An 11029-nucleotide genomic window follows, 5' to 3' on the forward strand; every position below is an offset into this window, starting at 1 on the left:
CATCGGGTGCCGAAACGACAAGAGGAGGGCGGGGTGCGCAGTCCTCGGGTGGGGCGTCGTCGCTCCACGACGCGCGACCACATTGCCGACGTGGCCATCGAGTTGTTCGGCGCGCACGGCTTCGCGACGGTCAGCGTCGACGACGTCGCCGCAGCGGCCGGGATCTCCCGGCGCACGCTGTTTCGGTACTACGCCTCCAAGAACGCCATCCCGTGGGGCGACTTCGAAGCCCACCTGCAGCATCTGGCGGGTCTGCTCGACGACGTCGACCCGGAGGTACCGCTGCCCGACGCACTGCGCTCAGCGCTGCTGGCGTTCAACACCTTTGGCGACGCCGAGACCAGCAAGCACCGGCAACGCATGCAGGTGATCCTGCAGACCGACGAACTGCAGGCCTACGCGATGACGATGTATGCGGGTTGGCGCGAGGTGATCGCCGAGTTCGTGGCCGCCCGGGCCGGACTGAAGACCTCCGATCTGGTGCCGCAGACCATCGCCTGGACCATGCTCGGGGTCGCGCTGGCGGCCTACGGGCATTGGCTGGCCGACGCCTCGGTGTCGCTGCTGGACGCGCTCAACGCGGCATTCGACGTGGCGGTGCCGGGCCTGGCCGTAGGGTTGCCCGCGCACCGCGGCGGGAAGGTCGCGACGTGCTGACCCGGCTGCGGATCGAGAACTTCAAGGCCTGGCAGGACACCGGCCAGATCGAGTTCGCGCCGCTGACCATCCTGTTCGGCACCAACTCGTCGGGCAAGTCCAGCCTGCACCAGTTCCTGCTGATGCTGCGTCAGACCGTGCAATCCCCGGACCGCAGGCGGGTGTTGCACACCGGCGACGCCGGCACGCCGGTGGATTTGGGCAGCTACGCGCAACTGATCCGCAACCGTGACCTGACCGCGCCGCTGCGCTTCGAGCTGTCCTGGCGCCCGCCGGAACCGGTCGACATTCATGATCCCAACAGCGGCAAGACCTTTGGCGGCACCGACCTGGACTTCGCCGCACAGATCGCCGCCTCGAACAGCACGCCGCCGCGGGTGCACGTCGATACGTACTCCTACACACTGCATACCGCCGCGGGCGAGCGGCTGACGCTGGGCAGTACCCGCGACGAGGCCCAGATGTACCGGATGGTCGCCGCGGGCGTCGAGTTGGTGCGCACTCCCGGGCGCGAGGGGCACGTCTCGGCACCGTCGCACTTCCACGCCTTCCCCGACGATCTGACGGTCCGCTATCAGCACCTGGACTTCGCACCCGACTTCACGCTGGCCCTCGAACAGCAACTGCGCGCGCTGAACTATCTGGGACCCTTGCGCGAGAAGCCCGGCCGGCTGTACCGCTGGTCGGGCGAGGAGGTCGGCGACGTCGGCTGGCGCGGCGAGCGCACCGTCGAGGCGCTGCTGGCCGGACGCGACCGCCGCTTCGAGCAGCGCTCCCGAGCCGACTCGGAACCGCTGCAGGTCGTGGTGGCGCGCTGGCTCGAACAACTCGGCGTCATCGACGGGTTCTCGGTGCAGCCCATCGCACCGGGCCGTGACGAGTACGAGGTGCGGGTGAAATCGCCTGGGACCGAACGCGAAGTGCTGCTGACCGACGTGGGTTTCGGCGTGTCCCAGGTGCTGCCGGTGGTCGTCGAGTGTTTCTATGCGGCGCCGGGGTCCACCGTGATCATGGAACAACCCGAGATTCACCTGCATCCCTCGGTGCAGTCCGGTTTGGCCGACTTGTTCATCGAGGCGATCTCGATGCGCGAGCAGCAGCAGAACCGAAACCTGCAGCTGATCGTCGAATCGCACTCCGAGCACCTGCTGCGCCGACTGCTGCGCCGGATCGCCGAGCAGAACCTCGATCCGGGCCTGGTGCGGTGCTACGTGGTGGATGCCGGGGCATCCGGCTCGACCATCGCACCGCTGCAGGTCGACGAATTCGGCAATGTGCTCAACTGGCCGGCCAACTTCTTCGGTGACCCGGCCGCGGACCTGGTCGCTCAGAGTCGCAGCGCGCGGGCCCGGCGGCGCTCGGCGGGTCCGCAGACGTGAGCCGGGTGATCGACACCAATGTCCCGCTGGTGGTCAAGTTTCCCGACGGGCATCCGCAGGAACTGGTCGACGCCTGCGAAGAGCTGATCGAAGACATCCTGAGCGGGCAATCGGTGGTGGTGACCGACGCGGCCGGTGAGATCGTCGCCGAGTACATGCACCAGCTCAGCCACAGCGGTCAGCCCAGCCTGGGCGATGCGTTCGCCCGCTACGTGCACGACTTCCGTTATGCCTGGGGCGAATCGGCGCTTCCGGACATCGGGCCGGATCCCGACCAGGAGAACAGCTACGCGGTGCTCGACGGCGACGACGCCGGCATCGACCCTTCCGACCGCAAGTTCGTCGCGGCCGCCAAGGTGGCCGAGGTACCGATCGTGCAGGCAACCGATACCAAATGGCTTGACTGGGGCCAGGTTCTGGGCCGGCACGGAGTGCGGGTGGTCTATGCTCACGAAAAGTCGTTGCGCGCTGCCTACCGCGCGAAATTCGGCCGGGAGGCGCCATGACCGAAGACTTCTTCCGGTTTCCTTCGACCGCGTACCTGGTGCGGCCGCGCGGCGTCGATGTGCGCGCCGACAAGGTGTTCGACGACGAGGAGCGCGCCGAGTTCTTGTCCCATCACCTGCACCTCGAGGAGAAGATCGACGGCCAGAATCTGGGTATCGCCTCCGACGGTGCGGAGTTGCGCTTCCAGGCGCGCGGCAGCGAGGTCAGTTTCGGCGGCCGGCATTTCCGCGGGCTTCAGACCTGGGTGCGGCCGCGCGCGACCCGGATCGCCGAGGCACTGGGCACCGACCTGATCCTGTTCGGTGAATGGTGCGCGGTCACGCACAGCGTGTACTACGACGCGCTGCCGGACTGGTTCCTGGTGTTCGACGTCTACCAGCGCTCGACGGGCCGGTTCTGGGAGACCGCGCTGCGCGACGAGCTGGCCCGGGACCTCGGATTGTTCGTGGTGCCGTTCCTGACCGAGGGCACCTTCGAGCTCGCCGAACTCGACGCGCTGACCCACCAGCGAAGCCGCGTCAGCCATCAGCCGATGGAGGGCCTGGTGGCGCGGATCCAGGATTCCTCCGGCGCACTGGACCGCGCCAAACTGGTCCGGTCGGATTTCGTGCAGCAGATCGACCAGCACTGGATGAGCGGACCGCAACGGCCCAACCGGCTGGCCGACGACCGCTACCTGCCGGGATCCTGACTCGGGGTCAGCCGATCACCTCGGAAATCGGTGCGCCGGAGGCGATCTTGGTGCGGGCCTTCATCACCTTGCCGGGCATGCCGCCGCCGACCACGCCGACCAGGACGCCGTCGCGCTCGTAGTAGGCCAGGAACTTGCGGCCGTCGTCCTCGACCACGTGCACGATGTCGTCGGCTTCGGGCTCGCCGAGGCACTGGATCTTGACGTCGTACTGGTCGCTCCAGAAGTACGGCACCACGACCGCTTCCGGCGGCTCCTGCCCGAGCAGCGAGGGCACCAGCACCCGGGCTTGCTCGGCGACGTTGCTCCAGTGCTCCACCCGGGCCTGGTGTCCGGTGGCGTCCTGCCAGGACGCCACATCGCCGAGCGCCCAGACGTGCGGCGCGCTGGTGCGGCCGACCCGATCGCAGACCACGCCGTTGTCCACCGCGATGCCGCTGCCGTCCAGCCAGTCGGTGGCCGGCCGGGAACCGATGCCGACGATCACCAGGTCGGCTTGCACCTCGGTGCCGTCGGAGAGCACCACCTTGGCGACCCGGCCGGCGTCGTCGCCGGACACCTCGGACACCCCGATCCCGGTCCGCACGTCCACGCCCTGAGCCTGGTGCAGCCGGGAGACCAGGGCGCCGATCTGCTCGCCCAGCACCGAAGCCAGCGGCTGCGGTTGCGGCTCGACCAGGACCACCTCGACGTCCAGCGCGCGCAGGCTGGCGGCCACCTCGCAGCCGATGAACCCGGCACCGACCACCACGGCGCGGCGCGCCGAACCGGCCTGGGCGCGCAGCGCCTGGCTCTCGTCGTAGTTGCGCAGCACGTGGATGCCGTCGAGATCCGGGAAGGACGGGATCCGCCTGGGCACCAGACCGGTGGCGATCACCAACTCGTCGTAGCCGATGGTGCGGCCGTCGGCCAGCGTGATGGTCGCGGCGTCGGTGTCCAGGCCGGTGACCGCCGAGTCGAGCTCGAGCGTGATGTTGTTCTCGTCGTAGAACTCGCGCGGTTTGAGCGTCACCTGGGTGAAGTCGTGGTCGTCCTTGTGCAGGACGTCCTTGGACAGCGGCGGCCGGTCATAGGGCAGGTGCACCTCGTCGCTGACGATGATCACCTCTCCGGTGAACTCCGAGCGGCGCAGCTGCTCGGCGGTCCTGGCCGCAGCCAGACCGCCTCCGACGATCACTACCTTTTTTTCACCCACGAGCCCATTTCTTACACGATGCGTCTCGCCGACGGTCTACCACCCTTGAGCACCCCGGTCCGGCGGGTGGGGATTTCGCGCCGAAAACTGCCCGCCGGGACGCGCCAGTGCGCACTATTGACGTCGTTGCCGAGTGCAGGGGGTGTGATGAGCTCACCGGTGAGCCTGACCCAACAGATGGTGCGGCGCCGGCCGGTGCTCGGTGCGCCCGTCGCGCACGGTGCGGACGAAGGGCTGAAACGCTCCATCGGGGTGTTCCAGCTGACCATGTTCGGGGTCGGTGCCACGGTGGGCACCGGGATCTTCTTCGTGCTGGCACTCGCGGTGCCCGAGGCCGGCCCCTCGGTGGTGATCGCCTTCCTGGTGGCCGGGTTCGCCGCGGGCCTGGCGGCCATCTGCTACGCCGAACTTGCCTCGGCCGTGCCGGTTTCCGGCTCCACCTATTCCTATGCGTACACCACGCTGGGCGAGCTGGTCGCGATGGGCGTGGCAGCCTGCCTGCTCTTGGAATACGGGATCGCGACGGCCGCGGTCGCGGTCGGCTGGAGTGGCTACCTCAATCAACTGCTCGACTATGTGGTCGGCTTCCGGCTCCCGGACGCCATCTCGATGGCGCCGTGGCCGCACACCGACGGTGCACCGTGGGCGGTGATCAACCTGCCGGCCGTGCTCCTGGTGCTGATGTGCGCATTCCTATTGATCCGCGGTGCCAGCGAGTCGGCCCTGGTCAACAGCGTCATGGTGCTCATCAAGCTCGGCGTGCTGGTGCTGTTCGCGGCGGTGGCGTTCACCGCCTTCGACGCCAGCCAGTTCAGCGACTTCGCCCCGTTCGGCGCGGCCGGCATCGGCGCGGCGGCCGGCACCATCTTCTTCTCCTACATCGGCCTGGATGCCGTCTCGACCGCGGGCGACGAGGTCAAGGACCCGCAGCGCACCATGCCCAAGGCGATCATCGCCGCGCTGCTGATCGTCACCGCGGTGTACCTGTTGGTGGCCGTCTCGGCGCTGGGCACCCAACCGTGGACCGAGTTCGAGGAGCAGGAGCAGGCCGGGCTAGCCACCATCCTGGACCAGGTCACCGGATCCACCTGGCCCGGACTGGTTCTGGCCGCCGGTGCGGTGATCTCGATCTTCTCGGTCACGTTGGTGACCATGTACGGCCAGACCCGCATCCTGTTCGCGATGGGCCGCGACGGCCTGCTGCCGGCCCGGTTCGCCAAGGTCAACCCGCGGTCGATGACCCCGGTGTTCAACACCGTCGTCGTCGCCGTGATCGTGGCACTGCTGGCCGGCTTCATCCCACTGGATGCGCTGGCCGACATGGTCTCGATCGGCACCCTGACCGCGTTCATCGTGGTGTCGGTCGGCGTCATCATCCTGCGCCGGCGCGAACCCGACCTGCCGCGCGGATTCCGGGTGCCCGGCTACCCGGTAACACCGATCCTCTCGATCCTGGCGTGCGGCTACATCCTGGCCAGCCTGCACTGGACCACCTGGCTGGCCTTCGGGGTCTGGGTGTCGGTGGTGATCGGCTACTACCTGCTCTGGGGTCGACACAACAGCGCGCTCAACCCCGGTGCGAGCGGCGGCGTGGTGTCCGCACCGGGCCTGACCGAGGAGTCGAAATGACGGTCCTGGTCGGCTATCTGGCCGGCAAGTGTGGGCACGCACCGCTGAACCTCGCGGTCGAGGCGGCCCGGGTGCTGAACACGTCGCTGGTGGTCGTCGCGGTGGTACCGCGCCCGTGGATGGTCCCGTCCCCGGCCCGGGTGGACGACGAATTCGCCGCCTACGCACGAAAACTCGGAGCCGACTCGGAACGCGAGGCGCGCGGCTACCTGGCGGCGTTGACCGCGGATATGGACGTCAGCTTCCTGCAGATCAGCCACCGCACCGCAGGAGACGGCCTGCTGGAGGCGGTCGAGCAGACCGGCGCCGACGTGCTGGTCGTGGGGTCCTCGGCGGACGGGGCGCTGGGTCGGGTGGTGCTGGGTTCCACCACCGACTGGCTGCTGCACGCCTCGCCGATCCCGGTGGCGATCCCGCCGCGTGGTCATCGCCGGTCCAAGACCGGGCTGACCCGGATCACCTGTGCCTACGCCGGAACCCCGGAGTCGGCCCGGGCGGTGGCGCGCGTGGTGGCGCTGACCCGGGACTTGCAGGTGCGACTGCGCATCGTCAGCTTCGCTATCCGCGGGCGCACCATGTTCCCGCCGGAAACCGGTCTGCACGCCGAGGATTCGCTGCTGGCCACCTGGGTGACCCAGCTGCGGGGACTGCAACAGCAGTTGCGCGACGACGGTGTGATCGGCGCCGACGTCGAGTGCGAGGTGGTCGCCGGCGGCGGCTGGGATCAGGCGCTGGATGCCACCGACTGGGAAGATGGTGACCTGTTGGCGGTGGGCAGCAATGCGCGGCGCAGCCTCAAGAGCGTGTTCCTGGGTTCGCACGGCGCCAAGATCATCCGGCACAGTCCGGTGCCGGTGCTGGTGCTGCCCGGCTGATCAGTACTTCATTACGCCGCGGTCGACGGCGATCTGCGAACCGGAGATGGTCATCGAGGCGTCGCCGGCCAACCAGGCCACCACGTCGGCCACCTCATCGGGTGACATGAACTCCTGCAGACCCGGCTTGCCCTCGCGGGCAACGGGTTTGAGCGGCATCGGAGCGAAACTGTGCAGGTAGGTCGGGTACTTGGCGAACACCTCGGCCATCGCCTCGGGTTCGATCATCGGGGTCTGGATCGAATACGGGTGGATCGAGTTGACCCGGATGCCGTACTCCCCCACCTCCAGGGCCAGTGCGTTGGTGAGTGCGACCAGACCGAACTTGGACGCCGAATAGTGCGCGTTGCCCGGGGTGGCCTTCAGGCCCGCCGACGAGCTGACGATCACGATCGAGCCACCGTTGCCGGCCTCGATCATGGCCGGCACCGCGGCGCGCACGGTGCGCCAGGTGCCGTTGAGGTTGACGTCGACGACGGTGTCCCACTGCTCGGCGGACATCTCGAAGATCCGGCCCCAGCTCAGCACGCCGGCGTTGGCGACCACGACGTCGAGCCGGCCGAACTGCGCGACGCCGTCGGCCACCACCTGCTGCTGGCCGCTCAGGTCGCGGATGTCGACCTGGCGGGCCAGCACCTTGCGGCCGGCCTGCTCGACCAGGGCCGCGGTCTCGGCCAGGTCGTCGGCGGTGGGCATCGGGTAGGTGATGGTTTCCGAGACCGGCGCGCACACGTCGATCGCGATGATGTCGGCGCCCTCGCCGGCCAGCCGCACAGCATGCGCGCGGCCCTGGCCGCGTGCGGCTCCGGTGATGAAGGCCACCCGGCCGTCCAGGGATCCCATTCGCTGCGTCCTTTCGCCGAACCGGGTGTCCTGCCCGCCCGAGGTTACTAGAACGTGTTCTAGGAAGACACCGCGTCCGTGCCGATCACCGGGAGTTCTGGTGGAATGTCCCCATGGCCGACGATCCCACCCGACCGTCCAGCATCGCGGTTCTGACCAGTGGCGGTGACGCGCCGGGCATGAACGCCGCAGTGCGTGCGGTGATCCGCACCGCGGCCCATCACGGCATCGACGGCTACGCCGTGCACGAAGGTCTGCAGGGCCTGGTGCTCGGCGGTGATCTGATCCGGCGGATGACCCCGGTGGACACCGGCGGCATCCTGCATCGGGGCGGCACCGTGATCGGTACCGCGCGCTCGGCGGAGTTCCGGACCCGCGAGGGCCGGCGTGCCGCGGTGCGCAATCTGATCGAACACGACATCGACGCGCTGGTCGCGATCGGCGGCGACGGGACACTCACCGGCGCCAACGTCTTCCGCAGCGAATGGCCGGACCTGCTGGCCGAACTGGTGAGCGCCGGTGAGGTTTCCGAGCACGCCGCGGCCGCGCACCCGTATCTGCGGCTGGTCGGTTTGGTCGGTTCGATCGACAACGACATGTCCGGCACCGACATGACGATCGGCGCCGACACTGCACTGCACCGCATCATCGAGGCGGTCGACGCGCTGCGCAGTACGGCGGCCAGCCACCAGCGCACCTTCATCGTCGAGGTGATGGGCCGGCACTGCGGCTATCTGGCGTTGATGTCCGGCCTGGCCACCGCGGCCAACTGGGTGTTCCTGCCCGAGCAGCCGCCGGACGCCGACTGGCGCTCGCGGATATGCCGAGACCTCAAGGCAGGCAGGGACATCGGCCGCCGGCAGAGCGTGGTGATCGTCGCCGAAGGCGCGCACGATCAGGACGGCAACCCGATCACCGTCGAGGACATCCGCAGCCTGCTCGAGACCGAGTTGGACGTGGATGCCCGGATCACCATCCTGGGGCACGTCCAGCGTGGCGGTGCGCCCAGTGCCTTCGATCGCTATCTGGCCACCCAACTCGGCCACGCCGCCGTCGAGCAGCTGCTGGCCGAGGGACCCGACGCCGAACCGCAGTTGATCGGGCTGCGCGGCAACCGGGTGGCGGCGGCGCCGCTGATGGAATGCGTCAGCCGCACCCAGGCGGTGGCCGAACGGATCGCCGCCGGGGACTACGAGGGCGCAATGGCGTTGCGCGGCGGCAGCTTCCGGGAGTCGCACCGGATTCTGCGGACCATCCAGCAGGCCGCGGCCAAACCCAGCAGCCAGGGCCGCCGGTTCCGGATCGCGGTGCTGCACGGCGGCGGACCCGCCCCGGGGATGAACGCGGCGGTGCGGGCCGCGGTCCGACTGGGATTGGATCGCGGCTACTCGGTGTTGGCGGTGCGCAATGGTTTCCGCGGTTTGCGCAAGGGTGAGATCACCGAGATGGGCTGGATGGACGTCAGCGGCTGGGTGGCCGACGGCGGCGCCGAGATCGGCACGAATCGCTATGTGCCGCGCGGCTCCGACATCGAGCAGATCGCCGAACAACTGGCCGCGCACCGCGTCGACGCGGTGCTGATGGCCGGCGGCTGGACCGGGTATCAGGCAGCGCATGTGCTGCACGAACACCGGGGCCAGTACCCGGCTTTGGACATTCCGATCGTGTGCCTGCCGATGACGATCAACAACGACCTGCCCGGCAGTGAACTCAGCATCGGTTCGGACACCGCGCTGAACAGCATCGTCGGCGACGTCGACAAGATCCGGCAGTCCGCGGTGGCGACCCGGCGGGTGTTCGTGGTGGAGGTGATGGGCCACGACTGCGGGTATCTGCCCCTGGTCAGCGGGGTGGCGTCCGGGGCCGAGCGGATCTATCTGCCCGAGGAGGGCATCACCCTCGACGACCTGACCACCGACCTGCGCACCCTGACCGAGTGCTTCCGCTCAGGCAAACGGCTCGGTTTGATCATCCGGGGCGAGGGCGCAGATCCGGTGTACACCACGGGTTTCATCACCTCACTGTTCGAGAAGGAGGGCGGTGCGCTGGAGCTGTTCGACGCCCGGCAGTCCATCCTGGGCCACCTGCAAGAGGGCGGTGACCCGTCACCGTTCGACCGGATCCATGCCACCAGCCTGACCGCACGCTGCATCGAATTCCTGGCCGAACAACTCGAATCCGGTACGCGGGCCAGCGCGATGGTCGGATTCCAGTCCGGCCGACTGCAATTCACCGATCTGACGTCGTATCCCAGGCTGATCGAGGAGCACGCGCAGCGGCCGATCGAGCAGCGCTGGATGGACCGCCGGGCGCTGGCCGAGATCATGACGAGCTGAGCTGTCGCCGCGATGCCCGAGGACCTGCTGATCGCCCGCAACCCGGAGGAGGGTACGTCGCTGCCGTACCTGATCCGGTTGCCGTTGGGCCCGGACGGCATCGTGCTCAAGACGCGGGAGACCTGGCCGCGCACCGCGAAGGTGTACTGCCATCGGGTCGAGGAATGGCCGGCCGACGCCGAGGTGCTGGAGCGGTTGGCCGTCCGCTCGATCAGCAAGCGCGGCGCGGCCATCGATCTGGTGCTCGAACGTGGGCGGGAGAACCGTTCGCAGTTCGTGCTGACCCGCGCGCGCGGCCGCGAGATGGTGTTCTGGCAGTCGCGGCGCACCGCCAAACAGGCCCGACCCAACGTCACGCTGCCGACGGCCCGCGCGCACGGCCGTGCGTTGGAGATCGTGGTGGACAGCCATGAACGCTACGGCTACAAGTTCAGCGACCAGCAGGCGACGACGGTGCGGGCCGCGCTGCCGGCCGGCGACTACGGGGTCTACAGCGACGACGTTTTGGTCGCCTCGGCCGAGCGCAAGAGCATCGAAGATCTGTCCGCCGGACTGCTGAGCGGCAAACTCACCTACCAGTTGGCCGAGTTGGCAGCGCTGCCGCGGGCCGCGGTGGTCGTGGAGGCCGGCTACTCGCGGGTGTTCAAGCTCGAACACGTCAACGCGTCGGTGGTAGCCGAGGCGCTCGCCGAGGCCCAGGCCCGCTTCCCGGCGGTGCCCATCGTGTTCACCGAAACCCGGGCACTGGCCCAGGAATGGATCTACCGATGGTTGGGCGCCTGCCTGCATGAGCACGAATTGCACAGCGCCAGTGCGGATTTCCGTCCTGCGCCGAGCACAGCCAACTCGCGTTCAGATAGCGCTGAGGTAGCCGATCTGGGCCCAGACGCCTACCAGGATTCTGACTGAACGTGCGG

10 protein-coding genes are annotated in these 11029 nt (G+C 68.6%); 8 read left to right on the forward strand and 2 right to left on the reverse strand.

Features of this window, described 5'->3' with window-relative positions; translation table 11 throughout:
* Nucleotides 1–33: 33 nt before the first annotated feature.
* Genes mftR through AC5Y3P_RS10900 form a run of 4 tightly spaced genes read left to right on the forward strand, consistent with a single transcriptional unit; the run spans nt 34 to nt 3234 of the window.
* Nucleotides 34–657, forward strand: coding sequence for a mycofactocin system transcriptional regulator MftR (gene mftR / locus AC5Y3P_RS10885; protein WP_500045919.1), 624 nt, complete (start codon nt 34–36; stop codon nt 655–657).
* Entirely contained in the window at nt 651–2036 is a 1386-nt protein-coding gene (locus tag AC5Y3P_RS10890; protein ID WP_500045900.1) for an AAA family ATPase, read from the forward strand. The genes mftR and AC5Y3P_RS10890 overlap by 7 nt, the downstream gene beginning before the upstream one ends.
* The gene (locus AC5Y3P_RS10895; RefSeq protein ID WP_500045901.1) at nt 2033–2542 is read left to right on the forward strand and encodes a hypothetical protein; all 510 of its coding nucleotides are present in this window, start codon (nt 2033–2035) and stop codon (nt 2540–2542) included. Before AC5Y3P_RS10890 ends, AC5Y3P_RS10895 begins: the two co-directional genes overlap by 4 nt.
* Nucleotides 2539–3234 (forward strand): RNA ligase family protein, encoded by a 696-nt coding sequence (locus AC5Y3P_RS10900; protein ID WP_500045902.1) that lies wholly within the window; start codon nt 2539–2541, stop codon nt 3232–3234. Before AC5Y3P_RS10895 ends, AC5Y3P_RS10900 begins: the two co-directional genes overlap by 4 nt.
* A 7-nt stretch (nt 3235–3241) precedes the next feature.
* On the opposite strand, the gene AC5Y3P_RS10905 is transcribed toward AC5Y3P_RS10900, so the two are convergent.
* Nucleotides 3242–4429: an NAD(P)/FAD-dependent oxidoreductase gene (locus tag AC5Y3P_RS10905; protein ID WP_500045903.1), complete on the reverse strand. Its 1188-nt coding sequence runs from the start codon at nt 4427–4429 to the stop codon at nt 3242–3244.
* Between the two features lie 177 nt (nt 4430–4606).
* Here AC5Y3P_RS10905 and AC5Y3P_RS10910 point away from each other — a divergent pair, with 177 nt between their 5' ends.
* Nucleotides 4607–6058 (forward strand): amino acid permease, encoded by a 1452-nt coding sequence (locus AC5Y3P_RS10910; protein WP_500045920.1) that lies wholly within the window; start codon nt 4607–4609, stop codon nt 6056–6058.
* Nucleotides 6055–6933, forward strand: a complete 879-nt coding sequence (locus AC5Y3P_RS10915) for a universal stress protein (RefSeq protein WP_500045904.1) — start codon at nt 6055–6057, stop codon at nt 6931–6933. The genes AC5Y3P_RS10910 and AC5Y3P_RS10915 overlap by 4 nt, the downstream gene beginning before the upstream one ends.
* On the opposite strand, the gene AC5Y3P_RS10920 is transcribed toward AC5Y3P_RS10915, so the two are convergent.
* Nucleotides 6934–7776, reverse strand: coding sequence for a mycofactocin-coupled SDR family oxidoreductase (locus AC5Y3P_RS10920; RefSeq protein WP_500045905.1), 843 nt, complete (start codon nt 7774–7776; stop codon nt 6934–6936). It abuts the gene before it with no gap.
* Between the two features lie 113 nt (nt 7777–7889).
* Between AC5Y3P_RS10920 and AC5Y3P_RS10925 the strand changes: the two genes are divergently transcribed.
* Both AC5Y3P_RS10925 and AC5Y3P_RS10930 read left to right on the forward strand, forming a co-directional pair.
* Nucleotides 7890–10112, forward strand: a complete 2223-nt coding sequence (locus tag AC5Y3P_RS10925; RefSeq protein WP_500045906.1) for a 6-phosphofructokinase — start codon at nt 7890–7892, stop codon at nt 10110–10112.
* A 12-nt stretch (nt 10113–10124) separates the two neighbouring features.
* Nucleotides 10125–11021 (forward strand): ERCC4 domain-containing protein, encoded by an 897-nt coding sequence (locus tag AC5Y3P_RS10930; RefSeq protein WP_500045907.1) that lies wholly within the window; start codon nt 10125–10127, stop codon nt 11019–11021.
* The last annotated feature ends 8 nt before the right edge of the window (nt 11022–11029 follow it).

Source organism: Mycobacterium sp. NGS45 (assembly GCF_059812645.1).

Excerpts from the sequence above, each read along its gene's own strand:
- AC5Y3P_RS10900 (WP_500045902.1), top strand. The coding sequence starts at position 2,539 with ATGACCGAAGACTTCTTCCGGTTTCCTTCGACCGCGTACCTGGTGCGG.
- AC5Y3P_RS10910 (WP_500045920.1), top strand. The coding sequence starts at position 4,607 with ATGGTGCGGCGCCGGCCGGTGCTCGGTGCGCCCGTCGCGCACGGTGCG.
- AC5Y3P_RS10915 (WP_500045904.1), top strand. The coding sequence starts at position 6,055 with ATGACGGTCCTGGTCGGCTATCTGGCCGGCAAGTGTGGGCACGCACCG.
- AC5Y3P_RS10920 (WP_500045905.1), bottom strand. The coding sequence starts at position 7,776 with ATGGGATCCCTGGACGGCCGGGTGGCCTTCATCACCGGAGCCGCACGC.
- AC5Y3P_RS10925 (WP_500045906.1), top strand. The coding sequence starts at position 7,890 with ATGGCCGACGATCCCACCCGACCGTCCAGCATCGCGGTTCTGACCAGT.
- AC5Y3P_RS10930 (WP_500045907.1), top strand. The coding sequence starts at position 10,125 with ATGCCCGAGGACCTGCTGATCGCCCGCAACCCGGAGGAGGGTACGTCG.